Annotated in this window: 28 protein-coding genes; 6 read left to right on the forward strand and 22 right to left on the reverse strand. The window is 60.1% G+C overall.

The window, feature by feature from the left end:
• On the forward strand, positions 1-338 hold a 338-nt coding region (locus tag BLS57_RS17950; RefSeq protein WP_093744034.1), incomplete at its 5' end, for a transposase.
• Positions 339-482: 144 nt separating this feature from the next.
• Here BLS57_RS17950 and BLS57_RS17955 read toward each other — a convergent pair.
• From BLS57_RS17955 to BLS57_RS17965, 3 genes are all read right to left on the reverse strand, one after another.
• Complete coding sequence (locus BLS57_RS17955) at positions 483-1,421, reverse strand: flagellar motor protein MotB (RefSeq protein WP_093744035.1); 939 nt, start codon at positions 1,419-1,421, stop codon at positions 483-485.
• Between the two features lie 42 nt (positions 1,422-1,463).
• Positions 1,464-1,922, reverse strand: a complete 459-nt coding sequence (locus BLS57_RS17960) for a Ros/MucR family transcriptional regulator (protein ID WP_093744036.1) — start codon at positions 1,920-1,922, stop codon at positions 1,464-1,466.
• 187 nt (positions 1,923-2,109) lie between these two features.
• The gene (locus BLS57_RS17965) at positions 2,110-3,225 is read right to left on the reverse strand and encodes a hypothetical protein (protein WP_093744037.1); all 1,116 of its coding nucleotides are present in this window, start codon (positions 3,223-3,225) and stop codon (positions 2,110-2,112) included.
• Between the two features lie 93 nt (positions 3,226-3,318).
• Between BLS57_RS17965 and motA the strand changes: the two genes are divergently transcribed.
• The 3 genes from motA to BLS57_RS17980 are packed head-to-tail and all read left to right on the forward strand — an operon-like array spanning position 3,319 to position 4,858.
• Entirely contained in the window at positions 3,319-4,185 is an 867-nt protein-coding gene (gene motA / locus BLS57_RS17970) for a flagellar motor stator protein MotA (RefSeq protein ID WP_093744038.1), read from the forward strand.
• Positions 4,182-4,436 carry a hypothetical protein gene (locus BLS57_RS17975; RefSeq protein WP_093744039.1) on the forward strand — a complete coding sequence of 85 codons (255 nt, stop codon included), beginning with the start codon at positions 4,182-4,184 and terminating at the stop codon, positions 4,434-4,436. Before motA ends, BLS57_RS17975 begins: the two co-directional genes overlap by 4 nt.
• Positions 4,433-4,858 carry a hypothetical protein gene (locus BLS57_RS17980; protein WP_093744040.1) on the forward strand — a complete coding sequence of 142 codons (426 nt, stop codon included), beginning with the start codon at positions 4,433-4,435 and terminating at the stop codon, positions 4,856-4,858. Before BLS57_RS17975 ends, BLS57_RS17980 begins: the two co-directional genes overlap by 4 nt.
• A gap of 16 nt (positions 4,859-4,874) precedes the next feature.
• On the opposite strand, the gene BLS57_RS17985 is transcribed toward BLS57_RS17980, so the two are convergent.
• Positions 4,875-5,792, reverse strand: coding sequence for an MYG1 family protein (locus BLS57_RS17985; protein ID WP_093744041.1), 918 nt, complete (start codon positions 5,790-5,792; stop codon positions 4,875-4,877).
• A 236-nt stretch (positions 5,793-6,028) separates the two neighbouring features.
• Between BLS57_RS17985 and BLS57_RS17990 the strand changes: the two genes are divergently transcribed.
• Positions 6,029-7,339: an NAD(P)/FAD-dependent oxidoreductase gene (locus tag BLS57_RS17990; RefSeq protein ID WP_093744042.1), complete on the forward strand. Its 1,311-nt coding sequence runs from the start codon at positions 6,029-6,031 to the stop codon at positions 7,337-7,339.
• A gap of 17 nt (positions 7,340-7,356) precedes the next feature.
• Here BLS57_RS17990 and pcaC read toward each other — a convergent pair whose 3' ends face one another.
• The 9 genes from pcaC to BLS57_RS18030 form a co-directional block, all read right to left on the reverse strand.
• Positions 7,357-7,737 (reverse strand): 4-carboxymuconolactone decarboxylase, encoded by a 381-nt coding sequence (gene pcaC / locus BLS57_RS17995; RefSeq protein ID WP_093744043.1) that lies wholly within the window; start codon positions 7,735-7,737, stop codon positions 7,357-7,359.
• Positions 7,738-7,775: 38 nt separating this feature from the next.
• Complete coding sequence (gene pobA / locus BLS57_RS18000; RefSeq protein ID WP_093744044.1) at positions 7,776-8,945, reverse strand: 4-hydroxybenzoate 3-monooxygenase; 1,170 nt, start codon at positions 8,943-8,945, stop codon at positions 7,776-7,778.
• A 92-nt stretch (positions 8,946-9,037) separates the two neighbouring features.
• Positions 9,038-9,997, reverse strand: a complete 960-nt coding sequence (locus tag BLS57_RS18005) for a 2-hydroxyacid dehydrogenase (protein ID WP_093744045.1) — start codon at positions 9,995-9,997, stop codon at positions 9,038-9,040.
• Positions 9,998-10,000: 3 nt separating this feature from the next.
• Positions 10,001-10,162, reverse strand: coding sequence for a hypothetical protein (locus tag BLS57_RS19810; protein ID WP_167356468.1), 162 nt, complete (start codon positions 10,160-10,162; stop codon positions 10,001-10,003).
• 10 nt (positions 10,163-10,172) lie between these two features.
• The gene (locus tag BLS57_RS18010) at positions 10,173-11,528 is read right to left on the reverse strand and encodes an amidase (protein WP_244153726.1); all 1,356 of its coding nucleotides are present in this window, start codon (positions 11,526-11,528) and stop codon (positions 10,173-10,175) included.
• Positions 11,518-12,936, reverse strand: coding sequence for a TRAP transporter large permease (locus BLS57_RS18015; protein WP_093744046.1), 1,419 nt, complete (start codon positions 12,934-12,936; stop codon positions 11,518-11,520). The genes BLS57_RS18010 and BLS57_RS18015 overlap by 11 nt, the downstream gene beginning before the upstream one ends.
• Positions 12,933-13,517: a TRAP transporter small permease subunit gene (locus BLS57_RS18020; protein ID WP_093744047.1), complete on the reverse strand. Its 585-nt coding sequence runs from the start codon at positions 13,515-13,517 to the stop codon at positions 12,933-12,935. The genes BLS57_RS18015 and BLS57_RS18020 overlap by 4 nt, the downstream gene beginning before the upstream one ends.
• A 74-nt stretch (positions 13,518-13,591) precedes the next feature.
• Positions 13,592-14,722 carry a TRAP transporter substrate-binding protein gene (locus tag BLS57_RS18025; protein WP_093744048.1) on the reverse strand — a complete coding sequence of 377 codons (1,131 nt, stop codon included), beginning with the start codon at positions 14,720-14,722 and terminating at the stop codon, positions 13,592-13,594.
• A gap of 205 nt (positions 14,723-14,927) precedes the next feature.
• The gene (locus BLS57_RS18030) at positions 14,928-15,887 is read right to left on the reverse strand and encodes a Gfo/Idh/MocA family protein (RefSeq protein ID WP_093744049.1); all 960 of its coding nucleotides are present in this window, start codon (positions 15,885-15,887) and stop codon (positions 14,928-14,930) included.
• A gap of 110 nt (positions 15,888-15,997) precedes the next feature.
• Between BLS57_RS18030 and BLS57_RS18035 the strand changes: the two genes are divergently transcribed.
• On the forward strand, positions 15,998-16,777 hold the full coding sequence (locus BLS57_RS18035; RefSeq protein WP_093744050.1) for an ion channel: 780 nt from the start codon (positions 15,998-16,000) through the stop codon (positions 16,775-16,777).
• Between the two features lie 64 nt (positions 16,778-16,841).
• Here the strand turns inward: BLS57_RS18035 and BLS57_RS18040 are convergent, their stop codons facing one another.
• The 9 genes from BLS57_RS18040 to BLS57_RS18080 form a co-directional block, all read right to left on the reverse strand.
• A complete protein-coding gene (locus tag BLS57_RS18040; RefSeq protein WP_093744051.1) occupies positions 16,842-18,464 on the reverse strand; it encodes a GMC family oxidoreductase in 1,623 nt (540 codons plus the stop codon).
• 48 nt (positions 18,465-18,512) lie between these two features.
• Positions 18,513-18,956, reverse strand: coding sequence for a sorbitol dehydrogenase family protein (locus BLS57_RS18045; protein WP_244153727.1), 444 nt, complete (start codon positions 18,954-18,956; stop codon positions 18,513-18,515).
• A 123-nt stretch (positions 18,957-19,079) separates the two neighbouring features.
• Positions 19,080-19,862, reverse strand: coding sequence for a ZIP family metal transporter (locus tag BLS57_RS18050; protein WP_093744052.1), 783 nt, complete (start codon positions 19,860-19,862; stop codon positions 19,080-19,082).
• A gap of 135 nt (positions 19,863-19,997) precedes the next feature.
• Positions 19,998-20,615 carry an urease accessory protein UreG gene (gene ureG / locus BLS57_RS18055; protein ID WP_093744053.1) on the reverse strand — a complete coding sequence of 206 codons (618 nt, stop codon included), beginning with the start codon at positions 20,613-20,615 and terminating at the stop codon, positions 19,998-20,000.
• Positions 20,612-21,301 (reverse strand): urease accessory protein UreF, encoded by a 690-nt coding sequence (locus tag BLS57_RS18060; protein ID WP_425274360.1) that lies wholly within the window; start codon positions 21,299-21,301, stop codon positions 20,612-20,614. The genes ureG and BLS57_RS18060 overlap by 4 nt, the downstream gene beginning before the upstream one ends.
• Positions 21,237-21,722, reverse strand: a complete 486-nt coding sequence (ureE, locus tag BLS57_RS18065; protein WP_093744055.1) for an urease accessory protein UreE — start codon at positions 21,720-21,722, stop codon at positions 21,237-21,239. The genes BLS57_RS18060 and ureE overlap by 65 nt, the downstream gene beginning before the upstream one ends.
• A gap of 9 nt (positions 21,723-21,731) precedes the next feature.
• Complete coding sequence (ureC, locus tag BLS57_RS18070; RefSeq protein ID WP_093744056.1) at positions 21,732-23,468, reverse strand: urease subunit alpha; 1,737 nt, start codon at positions 23,466-23,468, stop codon at positions 21,732-21,734.
• On the reverse strand, positions 23,468-23,773 hold the full coding sequence (locus tag BLS57_RS18075) for an urease subunit beta (RefSeq protein ID WP_093744057.1): 306 nt from the start codon (positions 23,771-23,773) through the stop codon (positions 23,468-23,470). The genes ureC and BLS57_RS18075 overlap by 1 nt, the downstream gene beginning before the upstream one ends.
• Positions 23,770-23,967 (reverse strand): hypothetical protein, encoded by a 198-nt coding sequence (locus BLS57_RS18080; RefSeq protein WP_093744058.1) that lies wholly within the window; start codon positions 23,965-23,967, stop codon positions 23,770-23,772. The genes BLS57_RS18075 and BLS57_RS18080 overlap by 4 nt, the downstream gene beginning before the upstream one ends.
• Positions 23,968-23,969 lie beyond the last annotated feature (2 nt).

The following is a 23,969-nucleotide window of genomic DNA, read 5'->3' on the forward strand; positions in this document are numbered from 1 at the left end:
CGATGGATGGCCCTGCCTTCGCGGCCTATGTGCAAAAGGTCCTGATCCCCGAGATCGCGCCAGGCACGGCAGTCGTTCTCGACAACCTCGCGACCCATCGCAACAAAGAAGCCGCTGCGGCGCTCAAGGCTCATGGGTGCTGGTTCCTCTATCTGCCGCCATATTCACCAGATCTGAACCCGATTGAGTTGGCTTTCTCCAAATTGAAGTCTCACCTCAGACGCATCAGTGCGCGATCATTCACCTCGGTGTTCGAAGCCCTTGGCGATATCTGCGCAATGTACTCCCCGCAGGAGTGTTCAAACTACTTTCAGGCTGCCGGATATGCCTCAGGTTAAATTAGAAATGCTTTAGGTCTAGATCGCAAGACCTTGACCGTCAACAATTTTACACGGCAGCGCCATATTTTCAGAAATACGAGGCAGGGATGTCGCACTTTTTTAGGGCGGCAGGATGGCCTAGATCGCTATGAAAATAACGCTCTAACTGGCCTGATAGACGAGGCGAATCGAAATGCGTCGATTCTCTGGTGCCATGGGGTCGACAGTATTGATCGGCTGTGTATCGGCCACACCAGAGACCCGCAGGAAGCGCGCGCCGGAAATGCCAGCAGCCATCAGGGTACGGCGTGTGGCATTGGCGCGGTCGGCAGACAACTCCCAGTTGCTGTAGCCGGTGTTCGAGCCAAAGGCGGCTGCATCGGTGTGTCCCACGATCTCAACCGGCTGGTTCTGATCGGCGATGACATCGCCGATGGCCAGGAGCAACTCGCGCGTCTTGTCAGAGATTTCCGAACTGCCCCGCTGGAACAAGGACCGCTCGTCTTGATCAAGCACCTGCACCGTGAGCGCCCCGCCCGACTTTTCCAGCCGCACATTGCGCGCCAGATCACTGAGTTCTGCGTCCGAAGTGATACGCTCAGCGATATCCTCGGCCATGCGATCGATCTCGGCCTCACGGCGCTCTGCCTCTTCGGCAGCGGCCAGTGTGGCCGGATCCGCGGCTTCTTCTGTTTCGCCAAGTTCGGGGGCTTCGGCGTATTCAACCACCACCTGAGGCGGCTTGTCGCGCAAACGGCTGTCAAAGACCATCATCGGGTTGTCACGGCCAAAGCTCGGCTTTTTCACGTTGCCGGTATTGTCCACGGCGCCTGTCATGACCCCTGCGGCCATCAGCGGGCGCAGATCAGCCGCGGCGTCCGAAGAAGAGCCGCCATCCGAGACAGTCGGGGTAAAGTAATTCGCAAGCCCGCGCAGTTTTTCCTCGTCTGACGCGGCAAGGATCCACAGAAGCAAGAAAAACGCCATCATCGCTGTCATGAAGTCGGCGTAGGCCACCTTCCAGCCGCCGCCGTGGTGGGCGTGACCACCCTCCGCGTCATAGCGCTTGATGATGATCATCGCGTTCTTTTTGTCAGCCATTACAGGGCCTCCCGGCGTGTCGCGATCGGGCGCAGGCCCGGATCAGGAAAGCTCTGCGTTGCGGTCCGACTTGTCACGAGCGTATTTGCCCAGACCGGCCCGTTTCGCGTATTCCGCTTTGCGCTTGGAATAGCTTGGCGCGACCAGCGGTGTATCGGCGGGGAGGTTGAACATGGCGCGGTATTCCGCCTCGGTCAGACCGTGTTCCGCCCCGATGTGACGCTTGAGCATTTTGAACCCCTTGCCGCAGCACAGGCAAAAGATCGTGTCTTCGGTCATGGTCTGCTCAACCGCCGCAGCAGGGATCGCCTGCGCCTTGGGGGCGACAGTCATGCCGGGAATGGCGGTTTCCGTTTGCAGCGATGAACCAGGCGTGGCGCGCAAGCGGTCGACCAATGTTAGGATATCGTCAATGCTGACGTCGCTGCGGCTGGCGAAGCCCGAAACGATGGTCGCAATTGCGGTGTCGCTCAGGTTCTGCTTGTGGGTGACATTAGGCATGAAGAAACTTCCTTCGTTAAGTTAATCTTGCCTTCTGCAAGGTCCACAAAAGCCCAGTCGAGGGCTTCAAACTTAGTGCGGCAAAGATAGACTATTCTTTGCCATTTATTCTTATCACGATTCGAACTGTATTTGGAAGTCACGCAAGCATTGGCAAGCACTTTTCCGCCATATTGTTGAAACCGTGTCATGGTTGCATTTGCGCGACGGTCTCGAAAACCGCCGGCGTTGCTGTCGCGCGCGGGGCGGGATCATTGCCCGTCGTCTGCGCGATAATCGTGCTGAAAAGCCCGGTTACACCCAAGCCCGCGACTGCGATGAGCGGGATGTGTAGGCTCTTCCACAGGCTTTTGCGCGGCGCGACGGGCTGCGGCGCGAGTGCGGAGGGGTCGAGCAGTTCAGGCTCTGGCTGCTCGGGCACCTCAATCGGCGCGCCAAATTCGACAAAGATACCACGCGGCATAACCGCCACTTTGACTTCGCGACGCTGACAGCTGTCACTGAAACCTGCCGGGAAAAGCTCTGCAGGGATGTCGATGACCATGTCATCCTTGGGCCGCCAGTCAGACGCGAGCGTGTCGCGCGGGATGTAGACAGAGGCGAAATCATCGCGGAAGGCGATGTCCCGCGCCAATGTCGGGACCATAGGAAGCGGCTGATCCGGGTCGCTGGCGATACGCATCCGCCCGCCGGTTAGCCACATCTCAAGACTTACGTAGAAGCATTCACCCGACTTCACCTCGGTAGAGGGCACATAGCCTTCTGGCGGGCCGGAACGCAGCTTGCGGCGCTTGCGGCCATTGCGAGAACCCAAGGGGAAGATCTTGTCGGTCGTCACGCGGGCACCCTGCCCCTCGTCAAACTCAAAGCGCGGGCGCATCAGCTCGTCGAAGTCGAGCCCTTCTTCGCGCGCGAAGTTGTAGTTGATAAGGTAGTCGGCTGCGGTCTCTTCGAGCGTCTTACTGTCTTGGATCGCTTTCAGCAGCGCGTTCTCCTCAGAGAACAGCAGGCGCCGAGTCGGGTGCCCTTCAACCTCGGGGCTTACCGCGAAGCTACCTACCGGGCGGTCAAGGATATCGGCCACCCGGTCAAAGACCGCATGTTCCTCGTCATTATGAAAGACAACGAACTCGCAAAGCCCGGCCGCATCCATACAGAGCAGCAGACGCATCCCCTCGGGCCAGCCCCGCACAAGCTGTGTCAGCTCGGCTGGATCGACGAAATAGGCGAAGGCATCAGGCTCCTGCGGACCCTGTGCTCCCTCGCTCAACTCTTCTTTGACAGAAAAACCACTATTCATCATGAAAACCCAAGTTCTTTCCTACATAATACTTGTCTAAACGCGATTACTCAAGGATAAAGTAAGAATAGTTTTGTTTTGGAGGCGTGTGCATCAATGACACTCTTGCTTGGTCTTGTAATGGTCTTTGGGCTGGTCTTTGGCGGCTTTATGCTGTCAGGCGGGAATATGGATATCGTTCTGCATGCCTTGCCTTATGAAGGCATGATGATCGGCGGCGCCTCCCTCGGCGCCTTCGTGATTGCGAACTCGTTCACTGTGGTAAAATCGTCACTTGGTGGGGTGATGCGGGTCATCAAAGGGCCGCGCTGGAAAGCGGCGGACTACAATGACATGCTCGATCTGATGTTCGAACTGGCCCGCCTGTACAAGACCAAGGGCATCGTGGCGATGGACGAGCATATCGAGAATCCCGAGAGCAGCGCGATCTTCCAGCGCTACCCAAAGCTGATGAAGGACCACTTCATCACCGATCTGATTTCGGACAGTTTCCGCATGATGTCGATGCAGTTTGACGACCGCTTCCAGATGGAAGACGTCATCAACCGCAAGATTAAAAAGCACCACCATGAATCGCTGGTCTCGGCCAGCGCGATCCAGAGCATGGCCGACGGCCTGCCCGCGATCGGCATCGTTGCGGCGGTTCTGGGTGTGATCAAGACGATGTCCTCGATCGACAAGCCGCCAGAGATCCTCGGTGCCATGATCGGCGGCGCTCTGGTTGGTACATTCCTCGGCGTGTTCTTGGCCTATTGCATGGTGCAGCCCATTGCCGGACGCCTGGAACAGATCGAAGAAGAAGACGGCGCGATCTATACGGTCATCCGTGACGTGATCGTTGCCATCGTGGCGGGCCACCCGCCGAGCATCTGCATCGAGCTTGGCCGCGGCAACATCCCAACGACCAAACAGCCAAACTTCTCTTCCGTCGAAGCATCGCAGCGCGAACTTCCGGCGGTATGATGCTCCGGCACCTCACTATAGCACTGCTGCTGGCCCTCCTTGCAGGGCCAGCTTCTGCGGCGGCAGCGGCGAAAGAGAAGGACGAGGCCAAAGAGGAAGAGCCTACCGAGCCTGCCCTGCCCGCCTCTATGCGTCAGCACGGCGTGATCGGCCATGTCCCCCCGATGGAAGGTCTGCCGCTGATCGACCCCGAAATACTCGCCCGGATGCGCGAACGGCTCATCGTCCTTTCGCAGGGCGCGGGCAAGTGAAGCCGAAACGCGGAGACGGTCTTGCGGTGCTGTCGCGCCTCAAACGCTACGAGATGGAGAATGTGGCGCTTGAGATGGTCGAAGTGAACCGCGCTCTTTCCGAGATCGAAAACGAGCGCCATCGGCTGATGGAACAGCTGAACGACCGCGGCGATCCTGATGCCGTGGAGGCGACGCGCGTTGTCTCGGCCTTTATCCGAAACGTGTCCGAGACAATCCATGGCAAGGAAGCCGAGGCGGAGCGTTTGCGCGCGGATAGTGCGGGCATCCACGACAAGCTGAACAGCCTATTTGCAGATGCCAAACGCATCGACCTGATCCGCCGCCGCCGCGCCGAGGCCCGGCAGTTGGCGCTGCAAGAGGCCGAAACCGCCGCTCAGGCCGAAGGTTTCCTGTCGATCTGGATGGAAGACCGCAGCTAGCGCGTCTCCCCGCCGCTTACTCAGCTTCGGCCACAGCAATTTCCGCCATGCGCAGAATCGCTTCGCGTGTCTGCGCCACGGCGATGAACCGCGCGTTGTGGCAAAAGACTGCGCCCGGCACGCCGCTGGCCTCTTCGAGCGCCGCGTCATTCAGTCCGGCCCATGCCTCGGGGAGATCGGCGCGGGCTTCAAAGCTGTCACCGCTTTTGCGAATCGTGGTCAGCGCCCAGTCGGTCCCGCGCGGGTGCACGACAAAGAGCAGCTGATCGGCGCCGGCCTTCTCAACCGCCGAGCGGAAGGGCATGCCCTGCGGCAATTCCAAAACGCGCCCCGCACCTGCCGCCTCAATCGCCTGCATGACCATCGCTTCGGCACGGCGCTTGGCGGCTTTGCCCCGAACCGCCGCTTCAACAAAGGCCCGCGCGACGGGCAGTGCTGCCATGAAGGCTTGGTCGTCGGCCTCGGGGTCGCGGGCGTCAAAGGCAGGCTTTAACGACTCCAGCAGCACAGGCAGGGTCATCCCCGCGAGCGGTCCCGCGACAGATGGTTCCAGCGCGCCATTGTCGAGCAAGTCGATGGGCAGCACGAAGCCCGCATCGATGCTGCGGTGAATGTCTTCCACGTCGGCTTCTGGCACCTCCAGAGCACGGAGGTAGTCCAACCCGTAGTGCCGCCAGATCAACCCGAAGGAGCTATAGGGCTGGCCATCTTCACGCAGCGGGTTGGGGCGCTGGTGGTGGTCAAAAATCCCTGCGTCGGCGTCATAGTCGCGACCCACGTCATAGATGATCTTGCCCGCGCCGGGCGCGATCACATCGGCATCGCGCGAGCGTACAAGTGTCGCATCGGGGTAAAGCTGCGTTAGGATCACGGAAGACAGCAACTCATCCGCATGGAAACCGCCGGAATGGGTGACGAGATGGGTAACGCTCATTGGGCGGGCTCCAATTGGGGCTAAGGTGGCGGGCAAGGATAAAACGATGGCAATAGGGGCAGTTACTGTAGTCCGGACCCAAGTTACAAGAGTTGCGGCCCTGCTATCGCCCTCAGATCGCACAGCAGTTGATTGACAGGCCCGCGCCGGGTGATATGTAATTTGATCAAATCCAATCGCAGCACCCCCATGTGACCGCGGCGGCCTTACCCCACGAACGAACCGGAGAGCACCCGATGTCTCGGCACAGCCACCCCTACGCCGGCGACGGCAGCCATACCACGAGCTACTACGCAGCCTCGGCCAACCCCGCCCCCGAACGTCCTGCGCTGCAGGGGGATCAAGAGATCGACATCTGCATCGTCGGCGCGGGCTACAGCGGGTTGTCCACGGGCCTGCATCTGGCTGAAAAGGGCTATAAGGTCGCAATCATCGAAGGCGCGCGTGTCGGCTGGGGGGCCTCTGGGCGCAACGGCGGGCAGATCGTCAACGGGCTGAACGCTAGCCTGCAAACGATCAAACGGCGTTACGGGCAAGACACGGCGACTTTTGTGGCGGGTCTGGTGCAAGAGGGCGGCGAGATCATTCGCGAACGGGTCCGCACCTATGACATCAAATGCGACCTCAAGGAAAAGAACATCTTCACCGGTCTGACCACCGCGCATATGCGCGAATTGGAAGACCGGATGAAGCTCTGGGAAAGCTACGGCATCAAGAACCAAGAGATGCTGGACAAGGGCCAGTTGCGCGCGCATGTGAACTCCGACCTCTATGAGGGCGGGCTGATCGACCACTCCGGCGGCCATATGCACCCGCTGAACCTTGCGCTTGGCGAAGCGGCGGCATTCGAGAAAAACGGCGGCACGATCTATGAGGTGTCACCGGTGATCGATGTAGACCACAGCGCCACGCGGCCCGTGGTCCGGACAAAGAACGGGTCGATGACCTGCAAAACACTGGTTCTATGCGGCAACGCCTATCTCGGCCATGTGGTGCCGGAACTTGCGCCGCGTGTCATGCCGGTCTCCACGCAGGTGATGGCGACGGAGCCGTTGGGCGAAGACCTAGCCCAGGAACTGCTGCCCACAGACGCCTGCGTCGAAGACATTCGCTACATCCTCGACTACTACCGCCTGTCGGGCGACAAACGCATGCTCTTTGGCGGCGGCACAGTCTATGGCGGGGCCGATCCGCGCGACATCGAAGCCAAACTGCGGCGCAATATGGACAAGGTCTTTCCAAAGCTGAAAGACGTTAAGATCGACTATGCTTGGAGCGGCAATTTTGCCCTGTCCTTCAGCCGCGTGCCGCAGATGGGCCGGATTGGCGACAACACCTATTTTGCCCATGGATACAGTGGCCATGGCGTGACCGGCTCGCATACCTTTGGGCGTATCCTGTCCGAGGCGATTGACGGTGACCTCACCCGCTTCGACGTTTTTGCCAATGTGCCGTGGTACCCTTTCCCCGGTGGTCGCATGCTGCGTGTGCCCTATTCCGTTATTGGTTCATGGTGGTACGGGCTGCGCGACCGGCTTGGGGTGTAGGATCAGGGGCGCCGGGTTCAGGCGCCCTTTTCCATCTCGGCAAAGGTCTGTTTGGCGAGCTTGATCGCATGGTTCGCCTTGGGCACGCCCGCGTAGATCGCCACATGCAGGAAGGCTTGAATGATGTCGTCCTTGCTCGCGCCTGTATTGGCGGTGGCGCGGATGTGCATGGGGATTTCTTCAAAATTGCCCGTTGCCGCGAGGAGCGCCAGCGTGAGCATAGAGCGCTCCCGGTGGGTGATTGTGTCGTCCGACCAGACGGTGCCCCAAGCTCCTTCGGTGATCAGCGTCTGAAACGGCGCGTCGAAATCGGACTTGGCGGCCTCCGCCCGGTCGACATGGGCGTCGCCCAGCACCGCGCGGCGGGTGGCCATGCCTTTGCTCATACGGTCGGTCATCTGTGGTGCTCCTTTTGCTGCGGAGCCGCGCTACGATTTCAGTAGGGCAGCCCGACATAATTCTGCGCCATCGCCAGTTGTGCCGCCTCGTTGGATCGCAAGAAATCCAGTTCTGCAATCTGCATTTTCAGGTCGAAAGGCGATTGATCCGGATAGCGGTGCAAGAGCGAGGAGAACCACCAAGAGAACCGCTCGACCTTCCACACGCGGCGGAGGGCATTCGCCGAATAGCCGTCGATCCCCGCCGGATCCTTGTCTCGGTAATAGGACTTGAGACCCTGAAACAGGTAGTGCACGTCCGAAGCTGCGGTGTTCAGCCCCTTGGCGCCGGTGGGCGGCACGATATGCGCAGCATCTCCGCAAAGAAACAGCCGCCCCCACCGCATCGGCTCGGTCACCAGCGAGCGCAGCGGTGCGATGCTCTTTTCAATCGAGGGGCCCGTGACCAGCTTTGCCGCCATATCTGTCGGGATCCGACGTTTCAGTTCCTCCCAAAAGGCCGCATCGGTCCAGTCTGCTGGTGTCTCGCTCAGCGAACATTGAATGTAATAGCGGCTGAGGTGGTCATTGCGCATGGAGCAGAGCGCAAAGCCCCGCTCGGAATTAGCGTAGATCAATTCGTCATGCACCGGAGGGGTCTCGCTCAGCACGCCCAGCCAGCCGAAGGGGTAAATCTTCTCGTACTCGCGGCGCACGCTCAGGGGGATCGCCTGACGGCTTACCCCATGGAACCCGTCGCAGCCGGCGATGAAATCGCAGTCAATGCGGTGGGCTTCGCCGTCTTTGTCGTAGGTGACAAAAGGCGCGTCTTCGTCGGCGCCGTGGATCTGCACGTTTTCGACCTCAAACACGATCTCCCCGCCCGCCCGCTCCCGCGCGTCATAGAGGTCTCGTGTAACCTCGGTCTGGCCGTAAACCACCACCGAGGCGTCGACCAATCCTTTGAAGTCGACGCGGAAGGTCTCATCGCCGTAAGACAGCAGCGCGCCGTCATGCACATGGCCTTCGGCATGGAGCCGGTCGGCGCAACCTGCCTCCTCCAACATGCCGACGAGACCTTGCTCCAGCACACCCGCGCGGATACGGCCCAGCACATAGTCCTTAGTCTTGCGTTCCAGCACGACGCTGTCGATGCCGACGGTGCTAAGCAATTGTGACAAGAGCAGCCCAGACGGTCCGCCGCCGATGATCGCCACTTGGGTTTTCATCCACCCCTCCCCTTCTTGCGCGGAGCATCACATGATGCGGCGATTAAAAACAACGGGTTCCTGCCGAATGGCTCCCATCCGTACCGTGACGGTCACAGTTGATCTGGCGGCACATCGCCGCGAAAGAAATGGTCGAGGTTGTCGAGCGCCTTGAACCCCATCGCGTCGCGGGTCTTGACGGTTGCACTGCCAACATGCGGCATCATCATCACATTCTCATGCGCCGCGAAACGTGGATTGCCACCCGGCTCGTTCACAAAACAATCCAGCCCCGCCGCGCCGATCTGGCCGGTTTCGAGCGCTTCGAGCAATGCGTCTTCGTCGATCAGATTGCCGCGGGCCGTGTTCACGACGACCGCCCCACGCGGCAGACGAGCCAGCCGTGCCGCGTTCATCAACCCGGTCGTCTCAGGGGTCGCGGGGCAATGGAGCGAGAGGAAGTCCGATACCGCGAGGAGGTCATCAAGCTCGTCGTGGTAGATCGCGCCCTGCTCCTCTTCAACGCATAACCGGCGGCGGTTGTGATAATGGATTTCCATGTCAAAGCCGCGCGCCTTGCGGGCAAAGGCTTGCCCCACGCCACCCATACCGACAACCCCCAAACGCGCGCCGGACAATTGTTTGCCGACCAGCAGCGCAGGCGACCATGACTGCCACTCACCCGAGCGCACAATCCGGTCCCCCGCCACCGCGTGCCGGGCCGCGCCGAGCATCAGCATCATCGCCAGTTCCGAGGTCGCGTCCGACAGCACGCCGGGGGTATTGGTCACTGTGATGCCGCGTGCCTTCAACGCTTTCAGATCGCAGTGATCGACGCCAACGGAATGGTTCGCGATGATCTTAAGCCGAGGGTCCAGTTGCGCCACAACCTCAGCCGTGAAATGCTCTGAATGGCAGGGGATCATTCCATCCACCCGCGCGCTCATCGCGATAATGTCTTCGGCGCTGCCGGGCTTATCAGCTGCATCCCAGATCACCTCGTAATCCCGCTGCGCGCGCGCCAGTGTGGCGTCGGATAGTTTGCGGCTGATCCAGATGACGGGCTTGGCCACGGGCTAGTCTTTCTTGTTCTTTGACGAAGTGAAAAAGTCGTAAGCCACGAAAGCCAATGTGATCGCGATGATGATGATCAGGTCAATGCTGGGCACCTCAAAGGCGAGGATCAGCAGAAAGACCGCGATGGCGGCGAAAGCCAGAAGGGCCAGAAAGCGGTTCATGTCTTATCCCTCATTGTGATGTCCCATCTGCCCAGTTGAACAGCCATTGCGCGCTGCGCATAAGGCGGCCGTCGTTGCCTTTGGTCCCGACCAGTTGCACCCCCATCGGCAGCCCCTCTTCCGAGGTCAGCAGCGGCAGCGTGATGCAGGGCGTGCCGCAAAGCGTCCAAAGCCCGTTGAAGATCGGGTCGCCCGTGCTGTCGAGGCCGCGTGGGGCGGGGCCGGTTGCAGCGGGGCAAAGGATCGCGTCACAGCGCGTCAGCATTTCCTCCAGCGCGGCGTTTAGTAGTTTAGGGTAGTCCAGCGCGGACTGGTAATCGCGCGCCGGGACGGCGTTGCCCTGCTCAATCGCGGCGCGGACTTCGGGGCCGAGTTGGTCCGCTGTGTCGCGCTGATAGGGGAAATAGTGATAGGCCATTTCCGCCAGGTTGATCACCTTACGCTGCGCGGCGGCGGCATCAAATACAGGCGGTAAAGGCATTTCAAAGGCTTGATCGCCAAGCGCTGCGACCAGTTCGTCGAAGGCCGCGTGAAGCTGAGGATTGGCATCTTCCCACCCCGGCGGGCGGACAAAGCCAAAGACCGGCGGGATGGGCGGCGCGGTTGTCGCCTGCGCGAACAATGCGGGCGCCGGGGCGAGTTCGGTCGCGCTGTCTTCGGGGTCGTGGCCAAATAGCACCTCGGCCAAAAGCGCGGCACCCGTAGGATCACTGGCGAAGACCCCTATCGTATCGAGCGAAGGCGATTGCGTGAGCACCCCGCGACGCGGGATTGCGCCAAAGCTGGGCTTGAACCCGGTAACGCCGCAATATGACGCAGGCCGGATGACCGAACCGCCGGTTTGCGTGCCAATCGCCAGCGGCACCATTCCGTCTGCCACAGCCGCCGCCGAACCTTGCGAGGAGCCACCCGGCGTATGCGCAAGGTTATGTGGGTTAGCGGTCTTTCCCGGGTCCATGAAGGCAAGCTCGGTCGTGACCGTCTTGCCCATGATAATCGCCCCCTCCTGCTTGAGCCGCTCAACGATAAAGGCATCGCGCAGCGGCACCCGATCCTTGTCACGCGCCGTGCCGTTCTCCGTCGGTATGCCTTTGGTATCGATCACGTCTTTCAGACCCACTGGCAAGCCATGCAACCGGCCCAAAGGGCGGCCCGCGCGTCGGTAACTGTCCAGCGTCCGAGCCTGAGCGCGGGCGAAGTCCGGATCGAACCACGCCCATGCGCCCACCTCGGCTTCACGCGCCTCAATACGGGCGATGCAACTTTCTACCAGCGTCAGCGCGTCCAACGCGCCAGAGGCCAGCCGGTCGCGCAACTCGGCCACCGTAAGCGGCGCACTCGCCGTCATCTGTGGCTCAGCCCCCATAGAACACCTCCGGCAGGTAGAAGACGATCTGCGGGAAGACATACATCAGCACCATCGACAGGATGACGCAGAACAAGAAGGGCATGACCCCCGCGAAGATCTGTGTCAGCCGCAGTTCGGGTGGCGCGATGCCTTTGAGGTAATAGGCCGACATGGCCATAGGCGGCGTTAAGAAACTGGTTTGCAGGTTCAGTGCCACAAGGATGCCAAAGAACAGCGGATCAATCTCAAACACTGCAAGCAGCGGTAAGAAGATCGGCACGAAGATGATGATGATTTCGGACCATTCCAGCGGCCAGCCCAGCAGGAAGATGATCAACTGCGCGAGGATCAGGAACATGATCGGCGAGAGGTTCAGCGACTGCACGAACTCAGAGATCACATGCTCGCCACCGAGGTAGGAAAACACCGCCGAGAATGTGTAGGAGCCGACGAAAAGCCAGCACACCATCGCCGTGGTCCGCACCGTCAGATAGACGCTTTCGCGCATCCGCTGCCACGTCATTGCGCGGTAGATGAAAGCGAGGAAGATGCCGCCAAGCGCACCGATTGAGGCTGCCTCGGTCGGGGTGGCTAGGCCGAAAAGGATCGACCCTAGCACCGCGAAGATAAGGAAGGCGAGCGGCAAGAAGGATGTTGCGATCATCAAGAGCAGCTTGCCCATCGGCATATCCGGCACCTCATCCGCCGTAGGTCGCGGAGCGGAAGACGGCTGCAAGAGCGACCGACCGATGATGTAGATCAGATAGAGCCCGACCAAGGTCAGCCCCGGCAGCAGGGCGGCTGCATAAAGGCGCACGATGGAGACGTTGGTTGCCGCCGCATAGACGATCAGCATGATCGACGGGGGGATCAGGATGCCCAGCGTGCCGCCCGCACAGATGATGCCCGCCGCGAAGGACGGATCATAGCGCGCCTTCAACATCGCAGGCAGCGCCAGCAAGCCCATCAGAGTCACAACCGCGCCGACGATCCCGGTGGCGGTGGCGAAAAGCGCGCAGGTGATCAGCGCTGCGACCCCCATGGAGCCGGGGATGTTTTTTGAGGCGATGTTAAGCGTGGTGAACAGACGGTCCACGATGTTCGACCGCTCGACGATATAGCCCATGAAGAGGAACAGCGGCACGGCGGTTAGCACTTCGTTCGACATCACCGTGAAGGTCTGGTTCACAAATAGGTCGAATATTCGGTTGTTGAAAAACCCGTCTATCCAAGTGGACCATTGCTCCCACGGCCCGGCGGTTTCCTCCAACCGGTCAAAGCTGCGCCACATACGGCGCGCGTCGAAATAGGCGTAGTAGCCAAAGCCGATGCCCATCGCCATCAGCGTGAAAGCAATCGGAAAGCCCAGAAAAACAAAGACGATGAACAGCCCAAGCATCATCAGGGCGATTTGCGGATCAGTCATGTGAGATGGCCCTTTTCGGCCTTGTTGGCTTCGCGCATCATGAGGTCTTCGGTCTCAAAGACGTCTTCCTCGGCTTCGAGCCAGTAGTTTGAACGTATGGCGATAAGACAGCGGCAAACTTGCGCGATGCCCTGAATGAACAGCAGTATTCCCGCCGCCACGATGACCGCCTTGAATTGGTAGATCGGCACGCCCGCCGGACTGTTGACCGAAACTTCGCCATAGGACCAAGAGCGCGCGGCGTATTTCCAACCCGCGAGGATCAGCGCTGTGACGCCCGGGAAAAAGAAGATGATGTAGAGCACCAAATCAATCATCCCCTGCGTTCGCGGCTGGAACAGACGGTAGAGGAAATCGCCCCGCACATGCCCCCCGCGAGACAGCGTATAGGCCCCGCCCATCATAAAGAGCGTACCATACATGATGAACGACACGTCCAAGGCCCAGGCGGTTGGATTGTTCAGCACATAGCGCACAAAAACCTCATAGCCCGTGCCGATGGACATCAGCAGAATGAGCCAGGCAAAGGCCTTGCCGAACCAAGCGGAGAGGTTATCGGCGAACCGAATGAATGAAATCATGATGTCCCCAGTGTCTCGCAGAACCCCCGGCGCGCGGCGGCGCCGGGGGTCTTATTGCTTTTGGGTTTGCGTGATCAGAGCTTGATCTTGCCGGGGAAGTAATGCTCGTAAGCAAGACCGTAATCCGGCGAGTTCATCAGCTCATAATAGGCCACGCGGTCGACCCATTCACGCTGGCTGTCGAGCGTCTTTTTCATGAAGGGATCAGATTCCAGCTCAGGGATCAGTTCGTCCCATGCTTTCAGCTGCGCATCGAGAATCTCTTTCGATGTGCGCTTCACACTGACGCCGGCTTCGTTCTGCAGGAACTGCAGGTCCGCCGAATAGCGGTTCATCGCCTTAGCCGTGTTCGCGGTCGACACAGCCTCAACACCGTATTTCAGGATCGCCTGCAGATCGGAGTCGAGGTCCTCGAAGAACATCTTGGAGAACAGGAATTCAAAGCTCTCGGACGCCTGGTGGTAAGACGACAGGTAGTAGTTCTTGGCCACGTCTTGCGCGCCGAAGTCTTTGTCCGACGAGGGGTTGTTGAACTCAAAGGCGTCGATCACGCCGCGTTCCATCGCGGGCACAATTTCGCCGCCCGGCAACTGCGCCACGGACATGCCCAGCTTCGCCATCAGATCGGCGGCGAGGCCCACGGTGCGGTACTTGAAGCCCTGCAGGTCGTCGACCGTGTTGACCTCTTCCTTGAACCAGCCAAAGGGCTGCGCGAACATCGGGAAGCCCATGTAGCCGACAACGTCGAGGCCCATGATGTCTTGCGTCAGCTCGTTGTAGAGCTCCTGACCGCCGCCCTCATAGAACCACGACAGCATGGTGGTGGCAGAACCGCCGAAGACGGGCCCTGTGCCAAAGAGCGAAGCCGCTTTGTTCTTGCCGTACCAATAGACGGGCACGGAGTGTGCGGCGTCGATCAGACCATCGTTGACGGCATCAAGCACTTGGAACGCGGCAACCACGGCACCTGCGGGCAGCACGTCGACCTTAAGACGCCCTCCCGACATCTCCTCCACACGGGTCGCATAGTCGCGGGCAAAGTCCTGCCAGATGTTTGCATCGTTCCAAGACGTCTGCATTTTGATGACGATCGGTGCCTGTGCCAGCACGGCTGGTGCGGCGAGCATGCTCCCAGTAGCCGCCCCCCCAGCAAGTGCAGACTTCGTCAGAAACGAACGTCGGTTGAACTTCTTAGTATCAGTCATGTTGTCTCCTCCCAGAGAGATCGCTCTTTATTGCGTTGAATAATGTTCAGGCGTGGCGATCCGAGATTGAAGACTAACCGATTGAGTTCATATGGCAAGATTTGACATTAAGGCGGCAAACCGAGCCTAGTTCGACCTTTACGTTACGCGTGTTTTAAAGGCGCACGGGGCCCTAATTGCCCAATTTAAACTGCACGTTTGTCCCTTATTGCGGCAGCCGTACCCCCATCTCATCAAGCACTCGGTTAACCCTTACGGCGTCGAATGGTGGAACAAGCGCCGAGGCTTCTGCGCCTTCGAGCCGATCCAGAAACGGTTCGATTCCCTCTCCCGCGTCTAAGGGCGACAGGGGGATGACGTCCTCAGGTGCTTCAGTTCCGCGCCGTCCAATTTCGAGTTTGCCTGCCCGCAACAGCGCCCAACCGGTTTCACCGGTGAGGTCAATTTCCAATCGCATTTCGCTGTCTGTCCACCCTGCTTCGACCACGCCAGTCGCACCATTCTCGAACTTGACCAGCCCCGCCCCGTGATCGTCAACCTGCCAACCCAGTGCATTTCCAGTGACGGCATGGGCCGAGTGGATGGGTCCGATCAGCCACTGCAACGCGTCAATGACATGCACGGCCTCATCCGCGAAACCGCCGTAGCAGGCCAGCGCAGGATCCGTCATCCAGCAGTCCAGATCGAGCCAATTGGCATAGCCGCCGTCATGCGAGAAACGCATCCTCACGTCTACAATCGTACCGAAAGCACCGGCGCGAAGCATGGCATGTAGGCGCCGCAAGGCGTCATTCGTGCGAAAGAAATAGCCAGTGTGCAGCGTCAGACCCAGACGTTCCGCCTTTCGGGCGCATCGCTCTGCGGCTTGGGCCGACCCCGCCAGAGGTTTTTCGGTGAAGACATGCAGCCCGGCCTCAAGCGCGTTTAAAATGTCTTCTTCATGAAAAACGGTCTCACTGCAAACGACAGCCCTGCGACACCCGAGGTCGGCCAATCTCTCTGGATCAGCCGGTTCCGCCTTCAGCGACTTACAAAGTTCATCCCGCCGTTCGGTATCGCGGTCGAAGACATGCGAGATGCGCCAGCCCCGCTTTTTAATGTGTTCCAGATGATCCGGCAGATGAACATGGGCGCCGCCGAGCAGAACGAGGGTTTGGTCTATCATAGTCACGCTCCTTTCCGGGTTGCTCCTTGGAATGGAAACGCGAAAAGCCGCGACTTTGATCCGATATGGACCATATGGCTCCCGCGGATTGCTTATGCCATGTTGAAAGAATGACAGATCTAAAAAGCAAGATCCGGCGGCTCTATACCGGCAACAGCAAGCGCGCCCGGCGGTTTCGTTACGGACTAATCACGTTCGATGCGCTGACCATCGTCTACTTCATCACGACGGTTGCCCTCCCCGAGACGACGACGCTGACGGTTTTGAATACGCTGCTCGGGATCATCATCGTTATAGATTTTGCCGCGCGGCTGTGGATATCCCACTCCCCCCGGCGCGAACTCACCCGCATTTACACGCTCGCCGATATCGCCGTTGTATTCTCTTTGTTGCTGGCGCCGTTTATTACGGGGAACCTGGCGTTCCTACGCGTGCTCAGAGGTCTCAGGTTAATCCATGCCTATCACCTGCTTCGTGATCTGCGTCGAGAAAGCCTGTTCTTCCGGCGACACGAAGATGCGATCCTCGCTGCAGTCAATCTCTTCGTGTTCATCTTCGTCACAACGTCGATCGTCTTCGTTCTGGCCTTTGGCGAAGCCGCGGGCCTAACCGGATATGTCGATGCGCTCTATTTCACTGTGGCGACGCTGACGACCACGGGGTTCGGTGACATCACAATGTCCACCCCCGGCGGCAAGCTGCTCTCGGTGTTTATTATGGTGGTCGGGGTAGCGCTCTTCGTGCAGCTCGCGAGAGCGATCTTTCAGCCATCCAAGATTAAGCACAAATGCCCCGAATGCGGCCTTAACCGGCACGAACCGGATGCGATCCACTGCAAACATTGCGGCGAACCGCTGAAGATCGAGACCGAAGGAGAAACGCAAGGCTAGGAGGTTTCGATGCCTGCGTCACTAGCAAGCACCGAAACAGACATAGCGCTAAGCCCGCTGAAACTCACCCTTCCTTGGCGGTTTCGGCAATCACATCTACGGCCCGCAGCGACAGCGCCGCGATGGTGAGGCTTGGGTTCGCCGTCGCCGAAGTCGGGAAAGCGCCAGAGCCCAGTAAGAACAGATTGCGGTGCTCAAAGCTGCGCAGATCAGGGTCCACCACAGACGCCTTTGCATCCGTGCCCATTCGTAACGTACCGATCACATGGCCTGCCCCTTGGATATCAGGCGAATGGTTGACGTCCGTCGCCCCAAGAGCGGTGAAAACTTCGTCATGCGCCTCTTGCGCTGCATCAAGACCCGCGCGGGTGTAGTCGTCATAGTCGAAACGAATACGCGGCAGAGGCATGCCGTTAGCGTCTGTTTTATCAGGGTCCAAGGTGACCCGGTTCTCCGGGTCGGGTGATTGCTCGACAAGGGAGGCCAGACGAATGTGGCGCGAGGTCTCATCCTTGAGGGCCGCGTCCAACTCGTCGCCGCGCAGGCCATCTTGCGCCAGCCGCGCCGCCGTGGAAACCGGCGCGCCGGTGGGCCAGGAGTGTCCATCGTTGCCGATCTCAATGCGGAAAGCGGCGCGGTCCTTGCGGAACTCCCCGTCGCGCAGGTTTTCGATGCCCGACGTCGAAAGCGGCCCGCGGTATGGCCAGACCGGTTCGGGCGCCATGGCCCAGCTAAGCTTGGTCGGGTGATCCATCAGGTTGCGCCCGACTTGGTCAGAGGCATTCGCGACCCCATTCTCTGCCCCCTCCTGCGCTGAATTCAACAGCAGGCGTGGCGTCTCAATCGCATGAGCCGCGACGACAACCACCTTGCCGCTAGCGGTCCCGGTGCTGCCGTCTGCGCGGCGGAAATCGACAGAGGCGATCTTGCCACCTTCACCGAGATTCAGCCGCGTTGCCGTCGTCTCGTCATGCACCACGGCACCGGCTTCTTCGGCCTGACGCACGTGAACAGTTGCATCGTACTTGGCCTGGATCGGGCAGATCGGGATACAGGAGGCATTGCCGCAGCATTCAGGGCGGTCGTCGTGGAACATCGAATTCCGGCCCTGCGGCGTTGCGCTGACTTGGTATTTCGAGCCTTCAAGCGCTTGGACGAATTGCTTGTCCAGATAGGTCATCGGGATCATCGGCATCGGGAAATCACCCGAGCGGGGAGAACCAAGGTCTTGGGAACTGTCACCTGCGACACCAATCTCTTTTTCGGCTTCAAGGTAGAATGGCTCAAGCGTGTCATAATCAATTGGCCAGTCCATCGCGCGGCCATAGAGCGACTTCAGTTTGAAATCCGCAGGGACGTTTCGCAGAGTTGTGCCGAGCCAATGCCATGTCGTGCCGCCAACAAGCTTAGTATAGGTGGATTTAAACGGCTCAGGCCCCATCTGCTGATAGTAATCGTTGATACGGTGAGAGACAGGGTGCGGCGCTGTCTCGTCATTGGGATAGGGCGATTCTGGCACTTTGATCTTGGCCTTCCAGAAGGTCTCAACCGCTTCAAAACGGTCGATGCGCTTGCCGGTTTCCAGAAAAGCGACCTTGAGCCCCTTTTGCGCCAGCTTCGCTCCGGTGATCGCGCCAGCGACGCCAGTGCCGATGATGAGAATGTCTGCGGTGATGTCGGTTGCCATAGGGAATGTCCTTTGGTCGGTAATTTCAAAGCGTAACGATTGGTGTCATCAGCTTTCTGGCGGGTCCGCCCAATACCCCATGGGGCCGCCGCAATAGGCCATCGGCTTGGTGTAATCCATCGCCTGCCACATGAGCGCATCGGTGTAGGTGATCACTTCCAGATCGTCCGGATCAGGCGAGACGCCCGAATACCACGCGGCTGCAATTTCATTCGACAGAGCTTGGTCTTCCGCCCCCTCGGCCAAGGCAGCGAGGTCGTCCTTGCGGTCGATATCCGCAAAGGCCTTTAACATTGGTGCCGCGACATCTTCGAACAGGTCGTCTTTCTGCAGTGTCTTCTGGGAGAGGGCCAAGAATCCCTCGACGTCCAAGTTAGCTGCGAAGGCGCGGGTCGGGATCTGTGTGAGGGAGAGGAGTGAGGCCGCAGACACGGCTGAGAGCATCCCCCGGCGGGTCATCGTGGTTGCTTGCGTTGCGCGCGTTCTGGCCATCTGTTTCTCCCCATCAGTGAATACGCCTGAAATACAGCGTTAAGGAATCAAACGCGTGGAATGACCTTCTGTTCCGGGAATTCGAAGGCGTTGCGGCTTAGTTGGCTGTGTCAGATTGAGCCTTCACCCCAGCCAAACATCCAAGAACAGCATCAGCACCAGTCCGATAGCCAGGCCAAGCGTCGCTTTGTTCTGGTACCCACAACGGTGGGTCTCGGGGATGATCTCATGGCTGATGACAAAGAGCATCGCGCCCGCCGCAAAGGCGAGCCCCCAAGGCAGCAGCGGCTCGGCCAATGCAATGATCCCGGCACCCAACAGCCCCCCAATCGGCTCCACGAGCCCGGTGAGCGCAGCAATTCCCCATGCCCGGCCTTTGGCATAACCTTCACCCAAAAGCGCTACCGCCACGGCGAGTCCCTCGGGGGCGTTTTGCAGGCCGATGCCTAGCGCGAGCGGCAGCCCACCTGTGATCCCATCCGCGCCAAACCCGACGCCAACGGCGAGACCTTCGGGAAAGTTGTGAATGGTGATCGCGATGATGAAGAGCCACACCCGCCGAAGTGATGCGGACGCCGGCCCCTCGCGCCCGGTCTTGAAATGCTCATGCGGCAGAAGCTCGTTCATAACGGCCACCGCTGCCATGCCGAGCAGAATTGCGACACAGACGATCGCAGCCGGAGCGGCCCCATTGTCAAATTGCTTTTCTGCCGCTTCCAATGCTGGAATAATAAGGGAAAAAAACGAGGCGGCCAGCATGACCCCCGCTGCGAACCCCAGCAGCATATCGCGCATCTCCCGAGACGGGGTGCTACCGAACAACACCGGCACCGCGCCGACGGCGGTCATCGCCCCAGCGGCTAGGCTGCCGAAAAAACCGAGGGTGAGGGGCGACATTGTCTCCAAGCGGGAAGCCTTTCGTATTGCTTGCCTTGAGCGGCCGCCCACAACATAGGGTAGAGCTGTCGCAAGCCAAGCCTAGGCGGGTCTTGTCTACCGAAGGCTCTGCTGCGTCGGCATTCCGAGCGCCGTCCCTCGCCTTTAGACCACCATCCCGCCAATCCGCGCCAGATGGCCGACAACGGTATCAATCCCTTTATCAGCCCTCAAAGAACAAAAGACCGTCGGCAGGTCAGGCCGCATCCGCGCGCTATCCCGCTCCATAACCTCCAAGGACGCACCAACATGCGGCGCGAGGTCGGTCTTGTTGATGACCAGAATGTCGGATTTGGTAATTGCGGGACCACCCTTGCGCGGGATTTCCTCGCCCGCGGCAACGTCGATCACATAGAGCGTTACATCTGCCAACTCGGGGCTAAAGGTGGCCGACAGATTGTCCCCGCCGCTTTCGATCAGCACGATCTCAACGTCGGGATGCCGTGCGACCATTTCGGTCACGGCGGCGAGGTTGATCGACGCATCCTCGCGAATGGCGGTGTGAGGGCAACCGCCGGTTTCGACCCCGATGATCCGGTCTTGCGGCAAGACCTGCATCCGCATGAGGGCCTCGGCATCCTCCTGGGTGTAGATGTCGTTGGTGATAACGCCGACCGACAGGCGGTCGCGCAGCGCGCGGCAGAGTGCGGCGGTCAATGTGGTCTTGCCCGCCCCAACGGGCCCGCCAATCCCCACGCGCAGAGGGCCGTTAGTTGGTTTCATGTGCGGAAAATCCTCGAATATTGGGTTTCGTGTTTCATCGAAGCGATGTCGCTTAGAAAGGCGGTCGAGGTGAGATCGTCCAACGTACCCTCTTGCGCCTCTGCGGCAATCTCGACGCAGAGCGGCGCTAGGTTTCGAATGACGATCTGCCCCTCGGTCTGACCCAGCGGGATAAGCCGCATGCCAGCGGTCGCAAGGTTGGCAATGAATGTGTGAAGGAAGACTTCCAGCGTCTGGGGCAGCGGCAGGTTTTGCAGACGGGCCGCACGGCCAACAGCGACGGGGTAGCAAAGCGGTGGCAGCGCGATCTGCCAAATCTCAGAACCCGCGCGGGCAAAGGCTTCGCCCTGCAACACCGTTTCCTTTAGCCGCTCCGCCGAGGGTGCAAATGCGCGGGCGAGCGCGTCGATTTCTGCTGGATCCTCGGTCTGGTAAGCCGCGGAAAGGAAGAGCGCGTCAGAATACCCCGCGCCGTGACGCAGCACGGAGGCAAGCCAGGCTTCAAGGCTTCTACAATCCTGCACAGCCCTATCCTGCACAGCCCATTCCAGCCCGTGACTATAGGCAAAGGCACCCACCGGATAGGCGGGCGAGAGCATCTGCACCAGGGTGAGGAGTTGGTTAGCCTGCATGGGCGTGGGAATGCTCGTGCACATGGCTGTGGTCGTGCCCGTGGGTTCGGCCATGGCCATAGGCGCCGCCTTCGGGGCGAAACGGGGCGGTGATTTCGCGGGTTTGCGCGCCGTTCTGCTCCAGCATCTTGGCAATCACATGGTCGCGCTGGATCACGAGGTGGTCGGCTTCGATCTGGCAAGGCGTGTGCCGGTTGCCAATGTGCCAAGCAATGCGCGGCAGATCGGGGCCGATAACTTTCAGAAGGTCTTCATCCGCCGCCACGACCTCGACCAGGCGCCCATCCGCCAGCAGAAAAGCATCCCCGTGGTCGAGCGAGGTGGTCTGGGGTAGATCGACGAGGAAGGACAGGCCAGCCGTGGTGGTCAAAACCTTGCGCCGCAGGAAACGGCCATCGTAGGTCAGTTCGACCTGATCAGCCGCATCAGACCAATGCGAGGCGCGGCGGGTATCTTGGCAAAGGATCGGGGACATTGGGAGCTTTCAGAAAAGGAAGTAGCGTTGCGCCATCGGCAGGCTAGAGGCGGGTTCGCAGGTGAGCAATTCGCCATCGGCGCGGACCTCGTAGGTCTCGGGGTTCACGTCGATCTTGGGCAAGGCATCGTTGAGCTTGAGATCGCGTTTGCCAATGTCGCGCGTGTTACGCACGGCGAGGGTTTGTTTCGCGAGGCCAAGGCGCTCGCCCACCCCGGCGGCCTGCGCTGCTTCGCTGACAAAGACCACGGCGGAATTTTCGACCGCGCGGCCATAGGCGCCGAACATGGGCCGCGAATAGACCGGTTGTGGCGTGGGGATGGAGGCATTGGGGTCGCCCATCTGCGCGCAGACGATGCTGCCACCCAAGAGAACCATCTCGGGCTTCACGCCGAAAAAGGCCGGGTTCCAGAGCACCAGATCGGCGCGCTTGCCCTCTTCGATACTGCCGATTTCTTGCGATATCCCGTGCGCGATAGCCGGGTTAATCGTGTATTTCGCAATGTAGCGGCGGACGCGGAAATTGTCGTTTTCCCCGGACTCCTCGGCCAGTCGCCCGCGCTGTTTCTTCATCTTGTCGGCGGTCTGCCAGGTGCGGATCAGCACCTCCCCCACCCGGCCCATAGCCTGCGAGTCCGACGCGATGATCGAAAAGGCACCCATGTCATGCAGGATGTCTTCGGCGGCAATGGTCTCGCGCCGGATGCGGCTTTCGGCAAAGGCGATATCTTCTGGGATGGATTTGTCGAGATGGTGGCAGACCATCAGCATGTCGAGATGCTCTTCGAGCGTGTTGACTGTGAAAGGCCGCGTCGGGTTGGTAGAGGACGGCAGCACATGCTCTTCGCCGCAAATCTTGATGATGTCCGGCGCGTGCCCGCCGCCCGCGCCTTCGGTGTGGAAGGCATGGATTGTACGGCCCTTCATGGCGTTGACTGTGTGCTCGACGAAACCGCTTTCGTTCAGCGTATCGGTGTGGATCATCACCTGAACGTCCATCGCATCGGCTACCGACAGGCAGCAATCAATCGCAGCAGGAGTGGTGCCCCAATCCTCATGTAGCTTCAGCGCGCAGGCGCCTGCGTTGACCTGCTCTTCGAGTGCGGCGGGTTGCGAGGCATTGCCCTTACCTGCGAAGGCGAGGTTCATTGGAAAGGCATCGGCGGCCTGCATCATCCGCCCGATATGCCAGCCCCCCGGTGTGCAGGTTGTGGCGAGCGTGCCATGTGCGGGGCCGGTGCCACCACCGAGCATGGTGGTCAGACCGGAGTGCAGCGCGTCTTCGATCTGTTGCGGACAGATGAAGTGGATATGGCTGTCGAACCCACCGGCGGTTAGGATACGCCCCTCGCCCGCGATCACTTCGGTGCCGGGGCCGATGATGATATTCACGCCCGGCTGCGTGTCGGGGTTGCCAGCCTTGCCGATCTTGGCGATGCGCCCGTCTTTCAGGCCGACATCGGCTTTGTAGATGCCGGTGTGGTCGACGATTAACGCATTGGTGATTACCGTATCCACCGCGCCCGCTGCCCGTGTCACCTGCGACTGGCCCATGCCGTCGCGGATCACCTTGCCGCCGCCGAACTTGACCTCTTCGCCATAGCTGGGGCTGTTGCCTGCGCCATGTTCCGCCGTCAGGTCGCGCTCGACCTCGATGATAAGGTCTGTATCCGCAAGCCTGACCCGGTCCCCGACCGTCGGGCCGAACATCGCGGCATATTCGCTGCGTTTGATCCGTACAGGCATCAGAGGTCTCCCATGACCGCGCTGTTAAAGCCAAAGACCCGCCGGGCGCCGGCGATAGGGATGAGCGCCACTTCACGCCGCTGGCCGGGCTCAAAGCGCACGGCGGTGCCAGCTGCGATATCGAGCCTGTGCCCCCGCGCCGCGTCGCGGTCGAAATCCAACGCGGGATTGGCCTCAGCGAAATGGTAGTGGCTTCCAACTTGCACCGGGCGGTCACCAGTATTGGCCACCATCAGAATGATCGCCTCACGGTTGGCATTGAGGGTCAGCTTGCCCTTCGCGGGAAAGACCTCACCCGGGATCATGCTTTGGCCGCTTTGAGGCGCCGCGACAGGAGGATTGCGCCAGAAAGCGCGAAGGCCAACCCGGCGACGGCATAGGTTGTCAGGGACGCATCTACCTCGGCGCCGTGGGTGTGCGGGAGTACTTCAGGATGCGCGAAGGCTGCCATGGCGCAGGACATAAACGGCAGGGCAAGGAGGGGGGCAAATCGGGGCATAG

The organism is Sulfitobacter delicatus (assembly GCF_900102535.1).
In the GTDB taxonomy this organism is placed as follows: Bacteria; Pseudomonadota; Alphaproteobacteria; order Rhodobacterales; family Rhodobacteraceae; genus Sulfitobacter; species Sulfitobacter delicatus.